Annotated in this window: 18 protein-coding genes; 9 read left to right on the top strand and 9 right to left on the bottom strand. The window is 46.0% G+C overall.

The window, feature by feature from the left end; genetic code table 11:
* The first annotated feature begins 387 nt into the window (after positions 1–387).
* Positions 388–567 (top strand): DUF6726 family protein, encoded by a 180-nt coding sequence (locus BS617_RS00580; RefSeq protein WP_170870304.1) that lies wholly within the window; start codon positions 388–390, stop codon positions 565–567.
* 4 nt (positions 568–571) lie between these two features.
* Here the strand turns inward: BS617_RS00580 and BS617_RS00585 are convergent, their stop codons facing one another.
* The 3 genes from BS617_RS00585 to BS617_RS00595 all read right to left on the bottom strand — a co-directional run bounded on the left by BS617_RS00585 (position 572) and on the right by BS617_RS00595 (position 4976).
* Entirely contained in the window at positions 572–2416 is a 1845-nt protein-coding gene (locus BS617_RS00585) for a sensor histidine kinase (protein ID WP_075170996.1), read from the bottom strand.
* 4 nt (positions 2417–2420) lie between these two features.
* Positions 2421–4658, bottom strand: a complete 2238-nt coding sequence (locus BS617_RS00590) for an EAL domain-containing protein (RefSeq protein WP_075170997.1) — start codon at positions 4656–4658, stop codon at positions 2421–2423.
* Between the two features lie 90 nt (positions 4659–4748).
* Positions 4749–4976, bottom strand: a complete 228-nt coding sequence (locus tag BS617_RS00595; protein ID WP_075170998.1) for a hypothetical protein — start codon at positions 4974–4976, stop codon at positions 4749–4751.
* A gap of 144 nt (positions 4977–5120) precedes the next feature.
* Between BS617_RS00595 and BS617_RS00600 the strand changes: the two genes are divergently transcribed.
* The gene (locus BS617_RS00600) at positions 5121–6359 is read left to right on the top strand and encodes an EAL and HDOD domain-containing protein (RefSeq protein ID WP_246283302.1); all 1239 of its coding nucleotides are present in this window, start codon (positions 5121–5123) and stop codon (positions 6357–6359) included.
* Positions 6360–6393: 34 nt separating this feature from the next.
* Positions 6394–9042 carry a putative bifunctional diguanylate cyclase/phosphodiesterase gene (locus tag BS617_RS00605; protein ID WP_075170999.1) on the top strand — a complete coding sequence of 883 codons (2649 nt, stop codon included), beginning with the start codon at positions 6394–6396 and terminating at the stop codon, positions 9040–9042.
* A 100-nt stretch (positions 9043–9142) separates the two neighbouring features.
* Here BS617_RS00605 and ilvD read toward each other — a convergent pair whose 3' ends face one another.
* Positions 9143–10987, bottom strand: a complete 1845-nt coding sequence (gene ilvD / locus BS617_RS00610) for a dihydroxy-acid dehydratase (protein WP_075171000.1) — start codon at positions 10985–10987, stop codon at positions 9143–9145.
* Positions 10988–11130: 143 nt separating this feature from the next.
* Here ilvD and BS617_RS00615 point away from each other — a divergent pair, with 143 nt between their 5' ends.
* The 3 genes from BS617_RS00615 (at position 11131) to BS617_RS00625 (ending at position 13691) form a co-directional block, all read left to right on the top strand.
* Positions 11131–11382: a hypothetical protein gene (locus BS617_RS00615; RefSeq protein ID WP_075171001.1), complete on the top strand. Its 252-nt coding sequence runs from the start codon at positions 11131–11133 to the stop codon at positions 11380–11382.
* 252 nt (positions 11383–11634) lie between these two features.
* Positions 11635–12312 carry a response regulator transcription factor gene (locus BS617_RS00620; RefSeq protein WP_075171002.1) on the top strand — a complete coding sequence of 226 codons (678 nt, stop codon included), beginning with the start codon at positions 11635–11637 and terminating at the stop codon, positions 12310–12312.
* 20 nt (positions 12313–12332) lie between these two features.
* A complete protein-coding gene (locus BS617_RS00625; RefSeq protein ID WP_075171003.1) occupies positions 12333–13691 on the top strand; it encodes an ATP-binding protein in 1359 nt (452 codons plus the stop codon).
* A gap of 58 nt (positions 13692–13749) precedes the next feature.
* Here the strand turns inward: BS617_RS00625 and argA are convergent, their stop codons facing one another.
* The 4 genes from argA to BS617_RS00645 all read right to left on the bottom strand — a co-directional run bounded on the left by argA (position 13750) and on the right by BS617_RS00645 (position 18342).
* The gene (gene argA, locus BS617_RS00630) at positions 13750–15093 is read right to left on the bottom strand and encodes an amino-acid N-acetyltransferase (RefSeq protein WP_075171004.1); all 1344 of its coding nucleotides are present in this window, start codon (positions 15091–15093) and stop codon (positions 13750–13752) included.
* A gap of 29 nt (positions 15094–15122) precedes the next feature.
* Complete coding sequence (argE, locus tag BS617_RS00635; protein WP_075171005.1) at positions 15123–16277, bottom strand: acetylornithine deacetylase; 1155 nt, start codon at positions 16275–16277, stop codon at positions 15123–15125.
* A 97-nt stretch (positions 16278–16374) separates the two neighbouring features.
* Positions 16375–17640 (bottom strand): inorganic phosphate transporter, encoded by a 1266-nt coding sequence (locus BS617_RS00640; protein ID WP_075171006.1) that lies wholly within the window; start codon positions 17638–17640, stop codon positions 16375–16377.
* A 21-nt stretch (positions 17641–17661) separates the two neighbouring features.
* Positions 17662–18342, bottom strand: coding sequence for a TIGR00153 family protein (locus BS617_RS00645; RefSeq protein WP_075171007.1), 681 nt, complete (start codon positions 18340–18342; stop codon positions 17662–17664).
* A gap of 143 nt (positions 18343–18485) precedes the next feature.
* Between BS617_RS00645 and BS617_RS00650 the strand changes: the two genes are divergently transcribed.
* Complete coding sequence (locus tag BS617_RS00650) at positions 18486–19124, top strand: CYTH domain-containing protein (RefSeq protein ID WP_075171008.1); 639 nt, start codon at positions 18486–18488, stop codon at positions 19122–19124.
* A 69-nt stretch (positions 19125–19193) separates the two neighbouring features.
* Positions 19194–22115 carry a bifunctional [glutamate--ammonia ligase]-adenylyl-L-tyrosine phosphorylase/[glutamate--ammonia-ligase] adenylyltransferase gene (gene glnE / locus BS617_RS00655; RefSeq protein WP_075171009.1) on the top strand — a complete coding sequence of 974 codons (2922 nt, stop codon included), beginning with the start codon at positions 19194–19196 and terminating at the stop codon, positions 22113–22115.
* A 64-nt stretch (positions 22116–22179) separates the two neighbouring features.
* On the opposite strand, the gene BS617_RS00660 is transcribed toward glnE, so the two are convergent.
* The gene (locus BS617_RS00660; RefSeq protein WP_075171010.1) at positions 22180–23175 is read right to left on the bottom strand and encodes a branched-chain amino acid aminotransferase; all 996 of its coding nucleotides are present in this window, start codon (positions 23173–23175) and stop codon (positions 22180–22182) included.
* 240 nt (positions 23176–23415) lie between these two features.
* On the opposite strand from BS617_RS00660, the gene BS617_RS00665 reads away from it, so the two are divergent.
* Positions 23416–24327 (top strand): mitochondrial fission ELM1 family protein, encoded by a 912-nt coding sequence (locus tag BS617_RS00665; protein WP_075173366.1) that lies wholly within the window; start codon positions 23416–23418, stop codon positions 24325–24327.

The raw sequence follows: 24327 nt of genomic DNA on the forward strand, positions 1-24327 counted from the left end.
CAGGTCACAGTGCCACAGCATAATTCACTGTGGCTGCTGTTCCACCGGTATTCACTGTAACAGCCTAAGTATGATGAGGTCTGGAGATCGTCTCTTAGACGGCATCTGACAGCATTCTTTGCCCGGTTTCCGATCCTGTTGGTCGGGGGTTCGAATCCCTCCAGGCGCGCCACTTCTAGTTTCCTTTTCTGCTCTGTTCATATAGTCACTTATTGATTGCTCGAACGGGAGGGTGATAGCCCCCCGACAACTATGAGTCGAGCGAAGCGATTTTCATTCCTAGCTGTATATTAAGTTCTTGTTATTCATTGTCTTGTATTGCCATTTGTGAGATCTGCACTATGCTGTTTTGCATTAATACGGTGATATATTAAGGCGTAGACATTGATGAAGTTGATAGCAGTGCTAATGTTGGCGCTTGTATTGAACGGGTGTGTTCTAACGAAGGTGGTAACGGTGCCGTTGCGTGTCGGCGGGGCGGTTGTTTCTGTGGTTCCTGTTGTGGGTAATGCGGCTGATGCGGTGATCGATACTACCGCCGATGCGATTGATTTGGTGCCTTTGTAACGCGCTAATTTTTATCGGTTGTCAGGCGTATTGGTATGGCGATGATGAATTCGGTGCCTTCATTGGTCGTGCTTTTGACTTTGATGGAGCCTTGTAGAATTTTTTGCACCCATTGGTGCACCTGATGCAGCCCTAAACCTGTATGGCCTTCACCGCGACGTGTTGTGACAAAAGGGTCGAATATAGTTGGCAAGACATGGGGCGCAATGCCTTGGCCATTGTCTGAGATGCTAACAATAAGCTGGTTGGCTTCGGTTTTTGCACAAAGGCGAATGGTTTTACGGCTGATCGTTTGATGACTAAAAGCGTGGTTAATAGCGTTTTCGATAAAGTTTTGTATAACCTGCGATAGAATCCCTGGGTGGCTGTAAAGTTTTAGTTGGGCTGGGTAGTCTGTTATTAGCTCGATATTCGCGTTTTTAATCAAAGAATGTAAGCTGGTAAGCAAGTCTTGAATAGGCTCATCCAGCGTAAATTCAGTGATGTCTTCAGAATTCCTATCCACGGCTAAGCGCTTAAAGCTTTTAATGAGTTTAGATGCTTGCTTTAAATTATGTTCAGTTAGTTGCAAGCCTGATTCGGCGTTGTTGACGTATTGGTCTAAATCACTGCGTTTAAGCCCTGAATTGATGGCTTCTTGAAGCTCGTGAAGTTGGCGCTGCAGCGTACTGACCGAGATTAACGCGCCGCCAGTAGGTGTGTTTAATTCATGGGCTACTCCGGCAACCATCATTCCAAGCGAAGAGAGTTTTTGGCTTTCGGCAAGTTCTTCTATCAATAGGTTTTGTTGCTCATGAGCAGCTTGTAGTGCTTGGAAAGTAGTTTCAAGTTTACTTTTTTCCTTCTGTAAAGTGCGATGCAGCATCTGGAAGGATTGATTGTTTTTATAGAGACGGTAAATGATAAATAAACCAATGCCGAGAACCCCAAAAGCAAACTGCCCTATCATGATCTGTTGAGAGTATTTTATGTTGGAAAGCACTTCAGGCTTTGACGCGACAGCAATTGTGAGTATTTCTCGGTTAAATGTCTCTTGGTGCTCTCTAAGGGCAACAGTTCTTCTTAGGTATTGCCATAGTTGGTTGTTGAGAACGAAGCTCCCTTCGGCTGGGCCGAGTGTTAATTTGTTCCACGCTTGAGGGTATTTCTTTGAGAAATGAAACGCATGCTTATCTTCTGAGTTGATCTCAGGGGGAGGGACTAGTTTGCGTTTTCCTGCTCCCGTAATAAGAAACGTATCGAAGCGTTCGCTTTGGGCGCTCAGTAGGTTCTGAGTGGGAGGGGTTAGGTTAAACCTAATAATAAATAGGCCGGAATGAAGCCCTTCTGATTCGGTTGAGGTAACTGTTGATAGGATGTAATAGCGGTTTTCCTCATTTAATAATATGGCCGGCGCTATGGTGGTTGGCGCGCGTCTGGCTGCAGACATAAAAGCGTCGCCATACCTATCATTAGGGGTATTGTTTTCTTGGGTAGAGGTGGCGTTTAGATGGATTTGTACTTGCCCGTCGGAAGCTAACCAGGTTATTTCGGTTATAAATGGTGAGATGCTTTGGAAATGGGCAAATTCTTTAAGCACATGCTTTTGGTTGATAGGGGTTGTATTCAATAGCCCATCTTGGGTAAGCAGCCTTCTTTTGAGTAATAGGGTTATGTTTTCGATGTTGCCAAATTCATAGGCCAACGCTTTGGTTGTATTGTAGACTTGTTGCGTTAGCTGTCCTTCAAGTTGTTGAATTTGAGCTTGAACTCGACTCTGATAGATAATAAAGCTGCCCACGATGCTCACGGCTAATAACAAGATAGCCATCAGAATCAAAGAAGCCGAAAACCGTTTGGGCTCTTGCACCCTTCTACCCTTTTGGTGCTTGTTTGTTATGAAGTTTGACCCATTGTATGGCGCTGTCTACAGACATGGGACGTGAAAATAAATAGCCTTGGCCAGAGGGACAGTTCATCTGTTTGAGGCGTTCAGCTTGCTCTGGCGTTTCGATGCCTTCAGCAATTACATCTAAATCAAAAAAGCGACCTAGGTGAAGAATCATATCCACAACTTTTTCGTCGGCTTCAGATAGTGTCAATTTTTGAATAAAGCTGCGATCAATCTTTAGGCCTGTGGCTGCTAGGTCAGTAATGTAAGCGAGCGATGAGTAGCCAGTGCCAAAATCATCGAGGCTCACTTTCATGCCCATTTCTATCATTGAGCGCAGTTGCGGTGCTATGACATGGTAGTCCCGCATTGCTTTGGTTTCTGTTATCTCAAGCTCTATTTGGTTGGGGTTTATGTGATATTCATCGAGTATTTCAAAGAGTTTGTGACGATAATCGTTGTTGAGTAAATCGGGGGCTGAAGCATTAATAGCAATAGGGTAACTTACGCCTGCTTTCGTCATTTTTTGGATAGCTTGGGCCACTTTTTCGGCAACCAGTAAATCCAGCTTCGTTATGAGGCCAGAAGTCTCTGCTAAGAGTATAAAGGTATCAGGAGGAATCCTTTCGTTGTTAAGCTCCCAGCGGGCTAGTGCTTCAAAACCTGTGATTGAGCCGGAATGTAAATTTATTTTGGGTTGGATTTCTATAAATATGGACTGCTGATGGATCGCGTTGCGTAGTTCGCTTAGTAGTTTAGCGCGCGTAGAAATATCACTTTCCATATGTGATTCGAAGCGCAGATAATTAAGCTTTTCTCGGTTGGCTATTAATACGGTCCCTTCTGCGAGGCGTAATAACCGATCTGCTTCGCGTATTGGCTGGTTACTATTTACGCTAACATCCAGAATGCCTACGGTGGTTGATAAGCTGTGTCCGGCTCCGCTTATGGTAAATGAAGGCGTAAGCAGTTGTTCAAAGAAAGCCGCATCATGGGGTGATGTATTGTTGAGCAATAAGCCAATGCTATCTTGGGAAATAATAGCAATGGGTTCTAAGGGACGAGTAGTGGATTTTAACCGTTCGTAAATGCTGCGTAATAGATCGCTGCAGAATTCTTCGCCAAAGGTTAGGGTAAGGTCGTTGAAGTCATCAATCTTCACAACGCCGATGATCGCTGTTCGTTTGTCTTGTTCGCTCGTATTGTCGATTGATCGTAAAAAGTGATTGCGGTTAGGAATCCCCAATGTTGCATGGGTATAGGCAAGCTCGCTTAGCCGACTATTGAGCGCGAGATTTGTGAAACCATTGCTGATGTTGGTGCTAAAGACTTCAAGTAAATAGGTTTCATGTTCGCTTAACGCACGTTCCGTGTTTACCATAATAATGTAGGCTTTATCGTGTATCTGCTTATTCTCAAAATAAAGAATGGATACATTATTGCCAAAAATATGCTGCCTCTGCCAAGAGGCCGCTTGGAATAGCGTTAAGAGGGGCTTGTCGGTAATCGACGATAGAGGCTGCTGTTGATAAATGGCGTATTTACCGGTCGCCGCCAAAATACACGCTTTATCCAAAGGTACTTTGCTGCGATTAATAAGGCTGCACACAATGCCTTCATCTTCGACACCAAGCAGCCGGCTAATTTCTTCAAGTAAAACTTGGGTGAATTCCTGCAAGTTACGTTTGAAACTGAGCTGCTGACTGGCGTCAATAACCATCTGCAAACCTTGTTTTGCGCGGTTTAGCTCTTGGAGGTGGTTCCAGGTTCGAATATTGCCTGCAATAATGGTTTGCAGAAAGTCGCTCGAAAGGTCCGATTTACACCAGTAGTCATCGATATCGTAGCGTTTCATTACATCATTACGAGGAGCCATGCTTGGCTGGCCTGTGAGTAAAACAATGCGTACGTTGGCATTGCCCAACACTTCGCGAATAGTACCAACGAGTTTGAGCCCCGCATCGTCTGTTTCCATGACCACATCTAATAGAATCACACTTAGGTCTGGATTAGTCGCTATGATATCAGCCGCTTCGCTTGCTGAGTTGGCTTTCAATAGCACAATAGAGCGATCGAATATTCGCTGATTTTCTAGAGCAAAAGCGAGCGACGCTTGATACGCCGAATCGTCTTCGACGCTCAGGATTTTCCAATGATCCGTTTTGGAGTGCCTTGGCGTGCTATCTTCTTGCGTAAAGCTAAATAACGACTCGCTTGACATGCAAGCCTCCTTCGTTATGAATTCATTTTTTTATTACACTATGAGTATAGTTTAGCTTTGTTAAGTTATCATTCAGAGATGGGTGTCAGGTCATTCAGCGGGCTTGTAACGAGCAGCACTGATGATGCAGATCAAGTGAATAATCGCTGCGAAAATTGCAGGAATGACTAAAATGTAAAATGCATACCCAAGGGAGATGATGATGAAATACATAATAGCGGCTAACAATCGCCCTTGGATTAGATGCCCTAAACCGGGAACAAAAACATTACAAAGTGCGGCGATTACATTGCCTGCACTTCCTTGTTGCTGACTCATGGTGATTCCTTTGTTGAACTGTACATGCAACGAGAGTGCTAGATAGCTGAAAAACTGTCAACTGAACACGTAACATTGATCGCTCAATTTAGTTACTTTAAGGTCGATAACTCGTACAAGCGTTAGATTTATTTGGAGATATTTGTGTTAACTACGCCCGCTGGTCTGGATGCAGACGATACACTTGATGTGCTGATGGCTCGTCAGCCTATTTATTCTAAAAATCAGGATATCATTGCGTTTGAACTGCTTTTTAGAAGTGCGAACGGTACTGACATCGCGAGCATTGGTGATGATGCTGCCACGCTGGATGTTATAACAAACAGTTATGCGAGCCTTTCTGTCGGTAAACAAAATCAACATCTGCCTTGTTACATCAAGGTTACCGACAAAATACTGTTGAACGATCAGCTCCCTGAACTGCCGCCTAACTTATTTGTGCTAGAGATCTTGGGGCGCTCAACAATTACACCGGAATTTATTCAGAAGGTAAGTGATTACGCCAAGCGTGGTTACCGTATTGTACTCGCAGACTATGACCCGAGTGATCTTCGTTTCGATCCTCTGTTAAATACGGTCCATGTCGTCAAGCTTGATATCCAATTATTAGGGTTGGCCAACATACCGAGTATTGTTCAACGTTTGCGCCCTTATCAACTCGATTTGCTAGCGGATAAAGTTGAAACAAAAGAAGAGTTTAGACAGTGCTTAGAGATAGGGTTCTCTCAATACCAGGGGTATTTCTTGAGCCGCCCCGAACCCGTTAAAGGGCGAAAGATCCGCGGTAATAAAGTCATTTTGCTGCAAATGCTGGCCGAGCTAAACCGTGAGGGCGCTACGGGCGATAGTTTGGAGCAAATAGCTATTAATGATGCGGCGTTAACTTACAAAATTTTAAAAGTGGTCAACTCTGCTGCATTCAAAACGCCAAAAGAAATTTCCTCGTTATCGCATGCCATTATGCTTTTGGGCATGGAGCAAATGCGACGTTGGGTTCTTCTGTTCCTTACGACAGCTCAAGACGGAACCCCTAATGCGCTGACACGCAATTTATTGGTGCGTGGCCGTATGTGCGAGCTGCTGGCATCAATGCAAGGTTATGATGATTCACTCAACTTTTTTGTGGTGGGCTTGCTGTCGCAAATAGATGCTCTGTTTGATCAGGCAATGCCTGATTTGTTAGAAGGCATTCCTATTCAGAAAGAGATTAAACAAGCTATTCTCAAGCATGAAGGCGTACTTGGCTCTGTGCTAGAAGAAGTAGTGCATTATGAACGAGGTGAGTTTAACCAGTTAAGTGGAGCCTTGCCGCAGCCTTATTATGAAGTAGCGTATCGTCACAGCCTGAAGTGGTCTGATAATGTGATGGGAACCCTCGTATGACATTGCTGTTGGTGGCAGGTTTAGGTGTTAATTAATGCAACACATTAAGTTTGCTTTGGTTAGGTTGTTAGCGCCTTTGTTGTTAGTTTGCGTCATCTTAGCGGTCGTTGTTGAGTGGTTAGTGTTGCCTTATGTGGAACAGTCATTAATACGTGAACATGATGAGCAGTTGAGCTCATTAATGGTGCGCTATATTGACCAACTGCACAAAACCGCCGAAGGAGTCCCATTAGATGAGCTGCTCACTGAGTCGGCTTTAAATCCTGCCTTGGATATGGCCGTGGAAAGGCGCACTAATGATGGCAGTAGTGATACGTACTCCTCATTATCGGATGATTATCATCTGGTGATTATTCCCATTGAGGATACGCCTTTTCAGTTAAGCAGCCCGGTATATAGAGAGCCTATCTTAAAAAAAGCTCGGCACTACGTATGGATAGTGGAGGGAGCAGTAGTAGGCACTTTGCTTATTTTTGGGCTTTTGGGCGTTGTGGTTTTTCAGCGCTTAGTTTTAAAGCCGATGTCATCGACTTTTTCGTTACTACGAGAATCTCTCGGGCATCAGCGCCAACAGCTTGAAGAGCAAAACAACCTGTATCGTGCAGTGGAAAGTCGCCTCGAAGAGTCGCAAGAAATAGCACGTTTAGGGTGTTGGGAGTGGGATGCAACCACACGCCAATTTTGGTGTTCGCGAAGCCTCATGGATGTGCTGAGACCTCAAGTGCCAGAGCCTGAGACGCTTGATCAATTTTTTTATCATGTCCATCCTGCTGACCGTTATGAATTGAACAAGCGCTTTGAGGGGATTTTGACTGTTGGTGGCCGCCTAGATTTAAACTTTCGAGTGATGAGCGAAGATGAGTCTCCGCGCCATATACACTTGGTCGCTCAGGCATTCAGAGAAAACCAAAAAATTATTAAGGTAACCGGCACCTGTCAGGATTTCTCCTATCGCAAGCAAATCGAGTCCTCACTTCAGCAGTTATCAAGTGCTATCACTTACAGTGGCTCAAGCGTCATCATCATCGATGTTATCGGTGCTATAGAGTACGTTAATCCAAAATATACCGAGTCCACAGGCTATACACTAGACGAGCTAAAAGGGACGCAGCCAGACTTATTAAGTCGTAAGTGGATCAGTGCCGATCGTTACGAGGCCTTATGGCAGTGCGTGCTATCAGGGCAGCACTGGCGCGGTGAATTGCAAAGCCGCTGTAAAAATGGCGAAATGTTCTGGTCACTGGTTTCCATTTCTCCTATCCATAATGAATATAAAGAACTCACTCATTTTGTCATAGTGTGTGAAGACGTTAGCGAGCTGAAAGACGCTCATGCACAGATGGAACGCTTAGCGTTATACGATGAGCTAACAGGCTTACCGAACCGCCGGTTCTTCTTTAGGCAGCTGTCAGAGCTTATTGATGTTGCAAACCCAGAAGATCCCGCTGTAGTCATGCTTCTGGATCTTGATTACTTTAAAACAATTAACGATACCCAAGGCCACAATGTGGGGGATCAATTGTTGATTCAGGTTGCTCAACGTCTAGTAGATACCTTACATGACGATGATGTGGCAGCACGGTTGGGGGGGGATGAATTCGCCATTATTGTGCACCCCATTAAAGACACCAATCATATTGATAAAGTGGCCCGCAAAATCTTAAATGCTATTTCACAGCCTTTTCTTATTAATGGCTTAGAGCTACAAATTAGTACGAGCTTAGGGATGGCGTGTTTACCCAAAGATGGGAACTCATCAGAAACCTTACTCAAACATGCGGATTTGGCCATGTACCAAGCTAAGGAAATGGGCCGGAACCAGTACCGGAGCTTTACAGAAAGCTTGCATGATCAATTGCAAACTTACTTGCAGTTTTCGCGGGAAATGCCTAAAGCGCTTGAAGCAGATCATTTTTGCCTGCTCTATCAGCCGCAGGTTGATTTGAGTACAGGTTCGATCGTGAGTGTCGAGGCGTTGATTCGTTGGGAGCATCCAGAGCTAGGTATAGTATCGCCGAATGAGTTTATACCCGTCGCCGAAGAAACCGGATTTATTGTGACTTTAGGGCGGTGGGTATTTGCCACAGCATGCGAGATGATTCATCGCTTAAACAGCCGTACTGAAACACCTATACGGATAGCAATTAACTTGTCATCTCGGCAGTTTAGAGATCCAGGCTTACTTGATATGGTTCGAGATATTATTGAAGAATATCAGGTTGATCCTGGCTGGATTGAAGTGGAAATTACTGAATCCTTGCTCATGCAAGATATTTCATCGGCTATTGAAACACTAACAGAGCTGCAAGCATTGGGGCTTACGATAGCCATTGATGATTTTGGCATCGGGTATTCGTCCTTTAACTACCTTAAAACATTACCTATCAACGTGTTAAAGGTCGATAGAGAATTTATTAAGGACATTCCTAATCACCAAGATGACATGGAAATTACGGCCGCTATTATATCGATGGCTCATCGTCTAAATTTGACGGTGGTCGCTGAAGGAATAGAAACTGATGTGCAGCGTCGTTTTTTAGAGGAACAACGTTGTAATGTTGGGCAGGGGTATTTGTTTAGCAGACCAGTGACTTACGAGAATTTGGTGTCCTTACTTGAAGTGCCGGGGGCGACTCAAGAAAGTGCTAAAGGGGCCATTATTCCAGTGATCAAAGAATCGTGATTGGCTAACTCAGCGTGTAGCGCAAAGAAAAAACGGAAAGCCTAGGCTTTCCGTTTGTGTCAATGAGCCGCTGCAAGTAGGCGGCCCATTAATAGTGCGGTTAATCTAGCTTGCTTAAGTCGCGAACCGCGCCTTTGTCGGCCGAAGTAGCTAACAGCGCATAAGCTTTTAATGCAGCAGATACTTTGCGAGGGCGGTCTTTTACGGGCTTCCAAGCATCTTTGCCTTTTGCTTCCATCGCTGCGCGACGGTGCGCTAACTCTTCGTCTGAAACGAGTAAGTTAATAGTGCGGTTAGGGATGTCGATGCGGATTAGGTCGCCATTCTCGACTAGGCCGATCGCCCCGCCAGCGGCGGCTTCAGGAGACGCATGGCCAATAGAGAGCCCGGACGTTCCTCCAGAGAAGCGACCATCAGTCAAGAGAGCGCACTCTTTGCCCAATCCTTTCGATTTGATATACGACGTTGGATAAAGCATTTCTTGCATACCAGGGCCGCCTTTAGGGCCTTCGTAGCGAACAATGACGATATCTCCGGATTTAACTTTATCCGCTAAAATGTTAGCAACCGCTTCGTCTTGGGATTCAGTTACATGGGCTGGACCTTCAAACACAAGAATTGACTCATCCACGCCTGCTGTTTTAACAACGCAGCCGTCCAGCGCGATGTTGCCATATAACACGGCTAAACCACCTTCTAATGAGAACGCGTGGTCAATTGAGCGTATGCAGCCATGCTCACGGTCGCCGTCCAGTGAAGGCCAGCGTGTCGATTGGCTAAAGGCTGTTTGTGTTGGGATACCTGCCGGTCCGGCTTTAAAAAAGTTAATCACTTCCGGACTAGGGTTGCGCATTATATCCCATTGATCCAGAGCGTCTTTTAAGGTCGGGCTGTGAATAGTAGGGATATCGGTGTGTAAATTTCCTGCGCGATCTAGTTCGCCTAAAATCGCAAAAATGCCGCCCGCACGGTGAACATCTTCTATGTGGTACAGCGGCGAGTTAGGTGCCACTTTACACAACTGCGGTACGGTATGTGAGAGCCGATCTATGTCTTTCATTGTAAAGTCAATTTCGGCTTCTAAAGCAATGGCCAATAAATGCAGAATGGTATTCGTTGAGCCGCCCATCGAAATATCGAGCGTCATGGCGTTTTCGAATGCTTTAAAGTTACCAACGTTACGCGGTAACACTGCTTCGTTATCGTTTTCGTAATAATCTTTAGCGATTTTTACAATGAGATGTCCAGCCTCTTCAAACAGGCGGCGACGATCACTGTGTGTCGCAAGTGTTGTGCCATTACCGGGTAATGATAAGCCTAAGGCTTCGGTTAAGCAGTTCATGGAATTCGCTGTAAACATACCAGAGCAAGAGCCACAGGTAGGGCAGGCAGAGCGTTCGTATTCAGCTACTTTTTCATCAGATGCTGAGTCATCAACCGCGACAACCATTGCGTCGACTAGGTCTAACTTATGCTCAGACAGCTTGGTTTTTCCGGCTTCCATTGGGCCGCCAGATACAAACACAACTGGAATGTTTAGGCGCATCGCAGCCATTAGCATTCCCGGAGTGATTTTGTCGCAATTAGAAATACACACGAGTGCATCAGCACAATGAGCGTTGACCATATACTCAACTGAGTCGGCAATAATATCGCGTGACGGTAGGGAGTACAGCATGCCGTCATGTCCCATCGCAATACCGTCGTCAACGGCGATCGTGTTAAATTCTTTCGCCACACCGCCCGCTTTTTCGATCTCGCGCGCTACGAGCTGACCCATGTCCTTAAGGTGGACGTGACCAGGTACAAACTGGGTGAAGGAGTTAGCAATGGCAATGATCGGTTTGTGGAAATCATCATCTTTCATTCCCGTCGCACGCCACAGTGCACGAGCACCCGCCATATTGCGGCCAGCGGTAGAGGTTTTAGAACGATAAACAGGCATCAGGAGACCCTCAACAGCGTTATTAGTAGCATTTTTAGGCCGATATTATAACAGATTCAGGCTGAGCTAATAGAAGTTCGGTGGCTTGATGTATGCTTGAAGGTTTTAACGGTAATATTCGTACTATTTGATTGAGGTCATTTGTGAATAAAAAACAGATTAAACAAGACGATTGGCTACGACGAATGAGATGGGTAGGCATACCCTTATTTGTGATAAGTATACTATCCTTATGGGCAGGGCAATGGCTTGCTAATCCGACATTAGGGCAGATTTTTATTGTAACCATGCCTATCGTTCTCGTGATTGGTTTTGTTTACAATATTCGTTTTGTGATGATAGCTGTTAGGTTGCAAAAGCAAGAAGCTAACAAAGCATCGCCACCCAAGAAATGACAACGATTCGCAGCCTTTGTAGGCTAAGATGATGATAAACAACATATTATAATATTGAAAAACTCGGTATATATTGCAAACTTACCCTCATCGTGTAAGTTATGCGAAGCGCGCCGAATTGTTTGTGATTAAGTGTCTTAAATTGCATGCAATAAGTTTGAGGAACGGGTTCATTCAGCCACGAGTGAGCAAGTTACTCGCCAGAAACAGGCAGGTAGATTTGGATTTAGGTAAATATAACAGGAGTAACGAATGAAGCTGTTGGTCGTTGAGGATGATGCAGATTTACGTCGCCAGTTGGTCAGCGGGCTTGAATCTCGTGGCTATACTGTTGAAGAGACAGCGGATGGTCAAGAGGCTCTTTACCTGGGTTCTGAATTTTCTTATGACTTAGCAATTGTTGATTTAGGCTTGCCCTCGTTGTCAGGGGTTGAGCTGATCAGACGGTGGCGTGCAGAAGAAAGAAACTTTCCGATCCTCATTTTAACGGCACGCAGTGATTGGCAAGACAAAGTAGAAGGGCTCGAAGCGGGAGCGGATGACTTCTTGGTCAAGCCGTTCCACATGGAAGAGTTATTGGCCCGTTTAAACGCGCTGCTGCGCCGTGCTGCAGGTCATGCTAAACCGTTGCTTGAGTTTGGCCCGTTAAGCCTAGACACGATTGGGCGCGTTGTTGCTTGTTTTGACAAGCCTATCAAACTCACCAGTTACGAGTACCGTACCCTTGAATACCTCATGCTGAATGCCGGTAAGACAGTATCCAAAGCAGAGCTAACCGAGCATCTCTATCACCAGGATTTTGATAGGGACAGTAATGTATTAGAGGTCTTTATACGTCGCTTACGTCAAAAATTGGATCCCGACCAGACACTCAATCCTATTACTACGGTGAGAGGCCTTGGGTATCGTTTTGATATGCAATCTTCATAGTGCGGCGTTAAGCTTTATTGATGAAACGGCTAGGACGCTGGTACCCTCGATCCCTTAAAGCGCGCTTATTAATCGCTTCTTTCCTGTTGTTGCCCGTTATTATTACTGTAGCGGGCTATGCTCTGCAGAATTCTTACGCCTACAGTTTGCAAGCGTCCTTAGAAGATAGGATGCGCTTGCAGGTGTATATCATGATTGGCGAAGTACGTTACAAAGATAATCAGTTGAAAGTGCCTGATTATTTATCCATCCCAAATGATGGTTACGGGTATGCATTTATCCATTCTCAACTAGGACAGTTGCAGTGGGAGTCCCCGTCGGCCAAGTTCATTGATAAGCCGTTACGTACCCAGCTGCTCAGTACTCAGCTGAAAACCGGTGAGACTCGTTTTGAGTTCTTGGCGGATCAGAACTACTACCTCTATCAATACCCTGTTCAATGGGAAACCGAAGGGGTGGTTCGTCGCTATTTATTTTCATTATTAGAGCCAGGCGGCACCCTGCAAACGCAATTAAATAGCTATCGCACCCACTTGTGGGGCTGGTTATTTGCCGTGACTATTTTGGCGTTAATTCTTCAGACATTAGTGACTCGCTGGGGTTTGCAGCCATTGAGCAAGTTGGTGGCTGATCTGCATGAAATTGAACGAGGTCAGACAACGCGTTTAGCTGGTCAATATCCAGAAGAAGTGCAAGGGGTGACTGATAGCTTGAATCACCTTTTGCATAGTGAACGTAACCAACGGGAGCGTTATCGCAACACATTAGGTGATTTAGCGCATAGTCTTAAAACGCCACTAGCGGTTGTTCGTGGGGCGGGAAACGAAAAGCTGAGCTACGAAAGTTACCGATCCGTAGTGGATGAGCAAGTACGTCGGATGGATCAAATAGTTCAGTATCAATTGGCGAGGGCTGTGCGTAGCCAAAATAATACGATTGTGCATGCAATAGCTTTAGCGCCCTTAATAAAGCGAATTACCTCAGCGTTAAGTAAAGTGTACCGAGAGAAAAGTGTGGATTACTCTCTCTTGCTGGACGAAACAGCTCTGTTTGGCGCCGATGAGCGCGACTTAATGGAAATGCTGGGTAATCTGCTTGAAAATGCCTTTAAATATTCCCACTCAAAGGTCCGGGTCTCGTTAGTGTGTGATGATGACGGCGTGCATTTGGAGCTTGAAGATGATGGGCCTGGTGTCTCGCCTGAAATGCGGCATATTATCTTGCAACGTGGTGCCCGTGTAGATACATCCGCAGCGCCAGGGCAAGGGATTGGTTTGGCAGTGGCTGTGGATATATTGAGTAGTTATGACGGCCAACTAGAAGTGGGTGAGTCTTCTTTGGGTGGCGCTAGCTTTAAAATAATTTTGCCAACCGGCTAGTAATAGCTAGCACTGGTTGTTAAAAAGCACTCGGATTTAATCCCGAGCGCTTTTGTATTTATCGCAGCGCTTTAGAGAACACTTTTGAATTACGTTGGAAATTGTAGAGCGCTTGCTTTTTGCTAGGCAGTTGCTCGATTGCCACTTCAACAAAACCATGTTCAATGAACCAATGGGCTGTACGCGTTGTTAGTACAAATAAAGCGTTAAGACCCAACTCTTTCGCTTGCTCTTCAATCGACGCGAGTAACATCTCTGCCCGGTCACCCCCTTGATATTCTTTAGCAATAGCAACGCAAGCTAGCTCACCCATTTTCGACTCTTCATACTGGTAGAGTGCTGCACAACCAATGATGGCACCATCTCGTTCTACCACAAAAAACTGCTCGACTTCCGCCTCCAGTAATTCGCGTGAGCGGCGTACTAAAATGCCTTTGTCTTCTAAGGGTTTAATTAGTTCGATAATGCCGCCAACGTCTTCAATGGTGGCCGCGCGGACTTGTTCATAAGACTCTTTGATAACCATTGTGCCTGCGCCGTCTCTTGTGTAGAGCTCAGCGAGTAAGGCGCCGTCTTCTTTGTAGCTAATTAAATGGCTACGCGGGACGCCTCCAGCGCATGCAATAGTTGCCATATACAGCAACTTAGAGACTTCGGAGTGCGCAACGTCGGTACTTTCGAGTTGTTGATGGTACTGGCTTAGGAAGCGCTCAGCTGTCTTGGCAAGCAACTCAGAACGAACCTCGCCTTTACTATCTATAATGCCGCTTTCGCCGCCAAATAAAATTAACTTGTCAGCTTGTAATGCAATGGCTGTTTGGGCAGCTACTTCTTCGACTGATAAGTTGAATATTTCTCCTGTTGGGGAAAAGCCTAGGTTCGATAACAACACGATGTTTCCGCTATCAAGTTGAGCGCAAATACCTTTGTGATCAATGCGTCGTACTTCTCCTGTATGGCATAAGTCGACGCCTTCATAGACACCCACGGGACGGCCTGTAATAAAATTACCCGATACGGCACGTATTTCAGCACCATGCATGGGTGTATTGACGAGTCCCATGGATAGTTTGGATTCGAATAGGTTACGAATTACGCCAATGGACTCCATAACACATAATAAGGATTCGCTATCTGTAATGCGCATGTCATGATGCAGGCGAGTTTCTAAACCACGCTCTTCAAGACGTGACTCAATCTGTGGTCGTGCACCATGAACAATGACGAGTCGAATTCCCAAGCTGGTCATCAAGGCGATGTCATGAATGATGTTATCGAAGTTAGGGTCGATAATCGCTTCGCCACCTAGCATTAGCACAAATGTTTTACCGCGATGTGCGTTAATGTAAGGCGATGAATGACGGAACCAATTTACATAGTCAGTGGCGGTTGGGTCAGACAACGAGGTTTCCTCTTAAAAAATTCAGTCCGCTATTGTAAACAGTAGCGCTTAATCATGTGGCTCAGTATATCAACGGTTGGACGGATTTGGTCCAGCGCTATGAACTCGTCTGGTTGATGGGCTTGGTCAATACTACCGGGGCCCATCACAATCGTTTCCATGCCTAACGATTGTAGAAAAGGCGCCTCTGTTGCGAAGGCGACAGCGTCGGCTGTATAGCCGGTAAGCTTTTCGGCCATTTGAACTAGCTCAGCGTTGGCAGCCGTTTCAAATGATGGAATGCCATTAAAGATGGGTGCGCAGTCGATAATAACATCGTATTGGGCCTCTAAAGGTTTTACGCGTTTATAAATGCCTTCGCGTAGCACCGACATATCCATTCCAGGAAGCGGGCGCAAATCATACTCTAGTTCGCATTGTCCACAAATCCGGTTGGGGTTGTCGCCTCCGTGAATGCAACCTAAATTGAGTGTGGGCACATCAACACGAAACGCGCTGTTACGATAATTGCTTTGCATTTCTTGACGAAAACTCATGAGCTCGCCCAATACTTTATGCATGGCATCGAGTGCGTTAGCCCCTAATGATGGATCGGATGAATGCCCAGAACGTCCGGTGATTTTGATGCCTTCCATCATGATGCCTTTGTGCATGCGAATAGGGCGCAAGCTGGTGGGTTCGCCAATAACTGCATAACGAGCCTTGGGTTTGCCAGCATCGGCTAAGGCCTGGGCGCCTGACATGGAGCTCTCCTCGTCGGCAGTCGCTAGAATGATTAAAGGCGACTTAAAAGGATGGTCTACAAACTGCTTGGCGGCCTCTATGGCGAGTGCGAAAAAGCCCTTCATATCACAGCTGCCCAATCCATATAGGCGTTGGTCTTTCTCTGTGAGTGTGAACGGATTGCTTTTCCATTTCTCTTCATTGAAAGGGACTGTGTCTGTATGGCCAGATAAAACTAGACCGCCGGGGCCTTGGCCAAGTGTGGCAATAAGATTGTATTTGCCTGCATAGCCGGGAACCGGCATCACCTCAATCTCAAAACCGATTGCTGATAACCAGGTGGCTAGTAGATCAATAACGGGGCGGTTGCTCATGTCCAACTCTTGTGCTGTACAACTAACAGAAGGGGTGGCTATGAGCTGCGTCAGCATGTCGATCAGACTTGGAATAGATTTAGACATAATAAAAAGCCTGCACAAGTTTTTCTCTATTGTGCAGGCTTTCGGGAAGCGGGTCGAGCCTTCTTAGTGGGCGTGTTTCAGTGTATTAGCACAAAGCTTAAGTGAACATACCCTTAAACATGAAGAAGAACATGATCGCTAATAGTGCGCCTGCAGGTAGGGTAACTACCCAGGACACAAAGATGGTGCCGACAACGCGTAAGTTGAGTGCCGCTAAGCCGCGAGCAAGACCGACGCCGAGTACGGCTCCTACAAGCGTGTGCGTGGTAGAAATTGGCAACCCCGTACCAGATGCAACGACAACCGTTGTGGCTGCAGCCAAGGTGGCAGCAAAACCGCGACTTGGGGTAAGTTCGGTAATATTATTACCTACGGTAGCAATGACTTTATGACCGTACATGATGAGGCCAGCTACGATACCAGCGCCACCTAAGAGCAGTATCCAAGCAGGCATTGCTGTTTTTTGCGCTACTTCACCACCAGAGCTTATAACGCCTACGACGGCCGCTAAAGGGCCTACGGCGTTAGCTACATCGTTAGAGCCGTGAGCAAAGGCCATGGCGCAGGCTGTGAACATCATTAGAACACCAAATACCTTCTCGACGCTCGCGAAATGATAGTCCTTATCTGCTGTAGGGTCTGCTTTGATTTTCTTTAGCATCATGATACCAATGAACATGGTAATAGCAGCCACACCTATCGAGATGAACGCGCTGTTTGCAAAGCTGATATCAAGGCCGATGTGCTTTAGCCCTTTGGTGAATGTCACCATTGAGATAATAAAGCCTACTAAAAAGATATAAACGGGCACGTACTTTTTAGAATTTTCGAATGGTTTATCCGTATCTAAAATCAGCTTTTGCACACTCCTAAACAAGAAGAAAGCAATAATGCCTGCGGTGACGGGCGAGACGACCCAGCTAGCGACGATTTTAGAGACTTTGTCCCAATGGACAGCATCAACTGAGATGCCGACGGCAGCAAAGCCTACAATGGCACCGACGATAGAGTGGGTGGTTGAAACTGGCCACCCATAATGTGTAGCGATGAGTAACCATAAGCCTGCAGCGAGCAGTGCCGAGAGCATACCAAAAACGAGAAGTTCAGGATTGCCGGATAAAATTCCGGGGTCAATAATACCTTTGCGAATAGTGGCGGTTACGGCGCCACCGGCTAAATAAGCCCCTGCAAACTCGAAAAGAATAGCGATCATAATCGCTTGTTTCATTGTCAGCGCTTTGGAACCAACTGACGTACCCATAGCGTTAGCAACGTCGTTTGCGCCGACACCCCACGCCATGAAAAAACCAAACACACATGCAAGTATGACGATGATATCGCCGTATTGCGCAATAATGCTCATGATAATGCCTTTTTGTTGAGATTAGCGTGCTAGCAGAAGTTGTAAACGGCTGCCGACTTGTTGGGCGCGATCAGCTAAGTCACCTATGCCACTAATGACCTGATAGAGGAAAATAGCATCGATGGGGTGTAAGTCGCGTTCAATAGCAAAGAGTTGAGAGCGAATCGTGCGTTCAAACTCATCATTTTTGTGCTCAAGTTGATCGAGTTCGATTAGCATTTTTTCTACGACCTCTACTTCGCGGCCGCGAAATCCTGCGCTGACGAGTTCGTCCAGTTCGGATAATGCAGTGACGGCTTGTCCAGATGTTGCTAAGGCAGATTGAACAAACTCAAGCATAATGGGCTGTATGACTTCAGGGACTGGCATTTCGCGGCCTAACATTATCCCTGCAATGTCTTTGGCGCGGTTGGCGATTTTGTCCTGCATACGCAGCAATTCCAAGAGATCGGTACGTGGTACCGGAAGGAAAATGCTATTAGGTAGGTGTTGACGAACATCCTTTTTCAATCGATCAGCTTCGCCTTCTAAAACCGCAATCTTATGTTGGGTTGTTCGGGCAGTTTCCCAGTCGTTTGCTATAACAGCATTAAAGAAGGGGATTAGCTGTTCTGCACAGGCCTGTGCCTTTACGATGTGCTCTTGCATCGGTTTGAACGGTGAACGTGCAAACATTTGCATAATCGGATTGTTAGTAATCATAACCAAAACCTGTTTAGGATTGAGTTTTCGCGCAAGTATAAGGGTGAGATACCTGTATTTGTAGTAAAAATATCATCTAATTGTAACTAAATGTTAAAAAAGATCAGGTAATAGAGATTAACATTGCATGGGGAATGAATAGAGTGGCAAATGAAACGGAAGTGAAGCTGACTTTTCCTGCCGATAAGCTAGAACAAGTTTTAGCGCTTAAGGTACTGCAAGGTGCCGATTTTAAAGGTAAAAATCACCTAGTAAATCGGTATTACGATACGCCCGAGCTTGCTCTCACGCAGCATAAAGTGGCTCTGCGTATCCGAGAGCAAGGTGAGGATATTATTCAAACGGTTAAAACGCGTGGGCACAGCATGAATGGCTTGCATCAGAGAGGTGAATGGGAGTGGTTGCTTGACAAGCCGGATCTAGATTTAACCTTGCTCGCGCAAGCTCAATGGCCGGATGCATTACCTGTAGAAAAACTTAAAGGTCAACTGTTACCTATTTTCGCCACTAATTTTGATCGGCTTGTGTGGTGGGTTACTGTAAACGACACGCAGATAGAAGTTGCGCTCGATCAAGGTGATGTGAGTTATCAGTGCGCGCGCGATGGTGAGTTATTAAAAGATGCTATTTGCGAGTTAGAATTAGAGCTAAAGTCAGGAGCGGTAGAAGACTTGCTGATGCTTAAAGACCAGTTGCAAGCTGAACTTGGGTGCTTGGTCACCAGTGATATTAGTAAAGCAGAACGAGGTTATCGCCTTTTTCATCAGGCGAACCGGTGTTGATTAGATGTTGTTTTAGCTCCCCATCATGATAAGTGTCTGATTATTTATACCGTTTAAAAAGAGAAAACTATGACGCCTAATTTATCCGCGCTACCCAGTGATCTTATTCCATTAGCTGAGAAGCAGTGGGACCGGTTATCCCCATTGTTGGAATCAGTAAAGCCGCACTGGCCGGCGAGTCGCTACAATGAGTTACTGACCGTTTCGATTGGTAGTGATTTTGTGGTTGACCAATTGGCTCGTCATCCTGAATGGGGCGCTTCATTATGCAATGCCGAACAGTTGGATCAAAATCAGTCATTAAACGGATATAAAACGCTTGTTCAGGAGGCGCTAAAGCAGGTTACAGACGAGCCTTCTTTACTATCTGTTTTGCGTCTTCTTAGGCAGCAATCCATGGTGCGTCTGATTTGGCGCGATTTAACGCGAAGAGCCACCATGCAGCAGACCGTGTTGGAGTTAAGCTGGATGGCTGATGCACTCATTGATGGTGCGCTTGAAGTGCTTTATCAGCAAGCTTGCGATCGTTGGGGTACACCCATGCATGTCTGTGAAACTACCGGAGAAAAACAGCAGCAACGCATGGTCGTGTTGGGCATGGGGAAACTCGGAGCACATGAACTCAATCTATCATCGGATATTGATCTGATTTTTACATTCCCTGAGAAAGGTGAAACAGAGGGAGCTAAGCGTACCTTAGAAAACCAAGAATTTTTCATTCGTCTAGGGCAAAAGTTAATCCATGCTTTAGACACCATGAATGGCGAAGGTTTTGTGTTTCGTGTGGATATGCGCCTCCGACCTTTTGGTTCAGCAAGCCCGCTCGCATTAAGTTTTGCAGCAATGGAACACTACTATCAAGATCAAGGGCGTGAATGGGAACGCTATGCCATGATTAAAGCGCGAGTGGTCGCGGGTGACAAAGAGCAGGGCGCTCAATTGATGGCAATGCTAAAGCCGTTTGTTTACCGCAAGTACCTGGACTATGGCGCTTTCGAGTCATTACGCGAAATGAAAGAGATGATTAATCGCGAAGTGCGACGCAAAGGGATGGAGCTTAATGTTAAATTAGGCCCAGGTGGGATTCGCGAAGTTGAGTTTATAGCCCAAGCATTCCAGTTGATCAGGGGCGGGCGCGATAGTCGTTTGCAGCAACGTGAGTTATTGACAATTTTACCCTTATTGCCCGAATTATCGGATGTGACTCCAGAAGCTGTAGAGGAGCTAATTGCCGCCTATATCTTTTTACGTAATATCGAGCACGCCATCCAAGCCATAGCCGATAAACAGACTCAAGAACTGCCCACTGATGATCTCGGCAAAGCACGCTTGGCATTTAGTATGGGGTTTGATTCATGGCAGCAATGCAGTGAGCAGCTTAAGTATCACCGAGAAATTGTTAGGGCTCATTTTGAGGAAGTGATTGCTCCCTCTTCAACAGAGTCCGCCGATCAGGAGCAACAGGAAGAAGGTAATTGGTTGGCATTGTGGAATGGGCATCTTGATGAGGCTGAGTCGTTAGCGTTTATTAGCGATAAATACAGTGATGACCCAGAAGCCGCGCTGAAACTGATTAGTGAACTACGTGATTCGCGCACTGTACAAGTGTTGCAGCCAGGTGGCGTTGAAAGGCTTAAACGTGTTTTACCTGTGCTACTAGAAGAAGTTAGTCAGGTCGAGAATCCGACACAAACTTTAAATCGGATAATGATGCTCATTCATGCAATCCTCAGGCGTTCTGCTTATCTGGTGCTATTGCATGAAAACCCAGCGGCTTTACAGCAACTGGTGAAACTGTGCTCTAGCAGTGCGTGGTTTGCTGACCAGTTAGCGAAAAAGCCAGTTTTGCTAGATGAACTCATTGATCCACGTACTCTTTATGCGCCAACTGATAAAGCCGCGTTAGCCAACGAGTTGCGTCAGCAGCTATTACGCATACCTGAGGATGATATCGAGCAATTAATGGAAGCGTTACGCTATTTCAAAAGTGCACATCTTTTACGCGTAGCGGCGGCCGACATTACCGGCGTTTTGCCGCTGATGAAAGTCAGTGATTATCTGACTTGGCTTGCAGAAGTTATTATAAGTAGTGTGTTAGATATAGCGTGGCGGTTAATGCTAGAAAAACATGGCCGTCCGATGAAAACGGCTGGCGTACCTGCGGACCCTGACTTTATTGTGCTGGGCTACGGCAAACTGGGTGGTATCGAGTTATCTTATGGCTCAGATTTGGATTTGGTGTTCATTCATGATTGTGAAACCGATCTTATGACGGATGGTGCGAAGCCGATTGCTAATGCTGTTTTCTTCACGCGCTTAGGTCAGCGAATGATACATATCCTCAATACGTTTACGGCCGGAGGGCAGTTATACGAGGTGGATATGCGGCTGCGACCTTCGGGAAATTCAGGCTTGCTGGTTAGTTCTTTAAAAGCTTTTGGAGAGTATCAGAATAACAGCGCTTGGACGTGGGAACACCAAGCGCTAGTTCGTGCTCGTGTTATTGCCGGCGCTTCTGGGTTGAGTGGCGATTTTAACAACTTGCGCCAAACAATTTTAGCGAAGCCGCGTGATCTCGAGGTATTGCAAAAAGAAGTGGCCGATATGCGCCAAAAAATGCGTACGCATTTGGGCTCCTCTTCCCAAGATGTTGAAGACGGCTTGTTTAATCTAAAGCAAGATGAGGGGGGAATCGTTGATATTGAGTTTTTGGTTCAGTATCTCGTGTTAGCACACGCAGATAAACACCCTGCTTTGTGCACGTATTCCGATAATATTCGGATTTTAGAAGTTTTACAGGCAGAAGGTTTGCTACCAGAAGACGACGCGGTTACTTTGCAGGAAGCCTATAAACGTTATCGTGCTGTAGGGCATCGATTGGCCTTGCAAGAGCGCTCTAAGGCAATGAATGATGTTGAAATGACCGAGTTGAGAGCCGCTGTGACTCACATATGGAAACGTTTTATAAAAGTGGATGAGCCACAAAGTTGAGAAGGGGCTAATAAGAGGAGGGGCATAGGTTTGTGCTTGGCCCCTCCTGCTGAATACTCCCTACTTAAACTTCAGTAAGCCAGCCATATTTATCTTCGCTGTTGCCCCATTGAATATCATTCAGTGCTTTGCGCAGTTTTAGCGTGGTTTCGCCTATGCCGCCGTTCCCGATGCTGATTTCTTTTCCGTGATGGATAAATGTTCCCACCGGTGTTAGAACGGCAGCTGTGCCAGAAAGCGCCGCTTCGCAATTAGGTTTAGCGGCACGTTCTAATAGCTCATCAACGGTGATGTCACGCTCAGAAATGCGCATGCCCATATCGCGAGCTATAGTTAAGACCGAATCGCGGGTAACACCGTGTAAGAAACTTTCATCAAGCGCTTTAGTAATAATTTCATCACCATCGATCAATAAAAAGTTTGCTGCTCCTGTTTCTTGAACGTCGCCATTAGGGCAAAACAAGATTTGATCGGCTTGCACTTCAGCGCGTGCTTTCATTATTGGCAGTAAGGCGCTGGCATAGTTGCCACCACTTTTAATCATGCCCATATGTGTTGCGCAGCGCATTCCATCGTCTTCGATGAGTACACGTAAAGCCGCTACTCCGCCCGCAAAATAATCCCCTACAGGTGAAACGAGGATATACTGACAAGAGGTCAGAGAAGGCGCTGCTGCTTTACCGATAGCCGCTTCAGTACCAATGTGAGTTGGTCGGATGTACAAGGAGCCAGGCGCTTCAGGAACATCAGCCGCAAAGCGACGAACCGTGTCTATGATCATTTCGCGTGTTGCGTTTTTATCAATAGGAGGGAGCGCTAGCAAATGGCTACTTTGCTCAAAACGGTCTAAATTTTTGTCCATGCGGAAAATTTTGACAGAACCGTCAGCATGACGAAACGCCTTGAGGCCTTCAAAGCAGGTGCTTGAGTAGTGTAAGACGTGCGCGCCGGGGTGGAGTTGTAGGCTGTCGCTCGCGACGAGTTCAGGAGTGCTCCAGCTAGAACCGTCAAACCAAGAAATTGCCATTTCAGGCATAAAAACTGTACCGAACGCAGCCATGCGAACTCCTAATAAGTAAAGTAGTAAAAATAATGTAGAGAGCCGTTATTACACAGTCGTGAGCGAAACTGATAAGACTAAGCTTGTTAAAGCAGAGGGCCCAAGAGGTTAAATTGTAATCACCCTATTCAGAAAATGGAATTGTTTGCTGCGGCTAGGATGGAATAATCTGTTTCTTTTTTTGGTGCGTCAGTGATCTGGAGTATCATAAAGAGAAATATTGAAAAGTGGTTAAGTGTGGTGTCAGATATTCTTATCATCAGTGATGGCAAGCCGGGTCATGTGAATCAAAGCAAGGGGCTGGCTGAGGCGCTAGTGAGACGTAACCCAGCACTGGCGGTTGAAGTTCGACCACCCTTATCTGTATTTAACGCGCTGAGCCTACTTATAAAAAGTATGTTTTTTGGGGGGGCATCGCCTTCCATGAAGCCTACTGCTCTTGTGTTGGCCGCTGGACACAAAACACACTGGACAGCGTTAGCGCTAGGGCGCTTTTTTAAGGCCAAAACAGTGGTGCTTATGAAACCTTCCTTGCCAATAAGCTGGTTTGATCAGTGCGTTATCCCTGAGCATGATTTATTGGATGTCGACCAATTGCCGGCCAACGTAATTCAGACGCGAGGTGCGCTCAATCGCGTGGTTGCTCAGCCAAAGCAACATGGGACAGGTCTGATTCTTTTAGGTGGGCCTTCCAAGCATTATGAATGGCACGATCAGCAAGTGCTTGATCAGATCTCAAGTGTGTTAACTGGTTTTCCAGATACTCAATGGACATTGGCGACGTCGCGGCGCACGCCTGACTCGCTAGTAAAAGCCCTGAGTGGCCTTGATAGCGTATTTACGTTGGTTTTGGCTGAGGATACGAGTAGTGATTGGCTGCCGAATACAATCGCTATCACTGAGACGTGTTGGGTAACTGAAGATAGTATCTCGATGACCTATGAAGCATTGACAGCCGGCTGCGTGGTTAACTTAATCAACCTATTGCCAGCGGAGAAAAGCCGAGTTGTTAAAGGTATTGAGCGTCTCAAAACGGATGAGCTTGTTGGTTCTTTGAGCAAGCCGGCGTCGAGCCAGAACCCTATAGCGTTAGCTGAGGCTGACCGTAGCGCTGAAATTATCTTAGGCTACGGTTGGTTAGGTAAACAGTGA

This window comes from Neptunomonas phycophila, assembly GCF_001922575.1.
In the GTDB taxonomy this organism is placed as follows: Bacteria; Pseudomonadota; Gammaproteobacteria; order Pseudomonadales; family Balneatricaceae; genus Neptunomonas; species Neptunomonas phycophila.

Bases quoted from the DNA above. Each gene is read 5' to 3' on its own strand.
- BS617_RS00590 (WP_075170997.1), bottom strand. From the start codon at position 4,658: ATGTCAAGCGAGTCGTTATTTAGCTTTACGCAAGAAGATAGCACGCCA.
- BS617_RS00605 (WP_075170999.1), top strand. From the start codon at position 6,394: ATGCAACACATTAAGTTTGCTTTGGTTAGGTTGTTAGCGCCTTTGTTG.
- BS617_RS00620 (WP_075171002.1), top strand. From the start codon at position 11,635: ATGAAGCTGTTGGTCGTTGAGGATGATGCAGATTTACGTCGCCAGTTG.
- BS617_RS00645 (WP_075171007.1), bottom strand. From the start codon at position 18,342: ATGATTACTAACAATCCGATTATGCAAATGTTTGCACGTTCACCGTTC.
- BS617_RS00660 (WP_075171010.1), bottom strand. From the start codon at position 23,175: ATGGCTGCGTTCGGTACAGTTTTTATGCCTGAAATGGCAATTTCTTGG.
- argE (WP_075171005.1), bottom strand. From the start codon at position 16,277: ATGTCTAAATCTATTCCAAGTCTGATCGACATGCTGACGCAGCTCATA.
- BS617_RS00625 (WP_075171003.1), top strand. From the start codon at position 12,333: ATGAAACGGCTAGGACGCTGGTACCCTCGATCCCTTAAAGCGCGCTTA.
- ilvD (WP_075171000.1), bottom strand. From the start codon at position 10,987: ATGCCTGTTTATCGTTCTAAAACCTCTACCGCTGGCCGCAATATGGCG.
- glnE (WP_075171009.1), top strand. From the start codon at position 19,194: ATGACGCCTAATTTATCCGCGCTACCCAGTGATCTTATTCCATTAGCT.
- BS617_RS00580 (WP_170870304.1), top strand. From the start codon at position 388: ATGAAGTTGATAGCAGTGCTAATGTTGGCGCTTGTATTGAACGGGTGT.
- BS617_RS00595 (WP_075170998.1), bottom strand. From the start codon at position 4,976: ATGAGTCAGCAACAAGGAAGTGCAGGCAATGTAATCGCCGCACTTTGT.
- BS617_RS00640 (WP_075171006.1), bottom strand. From the start codon at position 17,640: ATGAGCATTATTGCGCAATACGGCGATATCATCGTCATACTTGCATGT.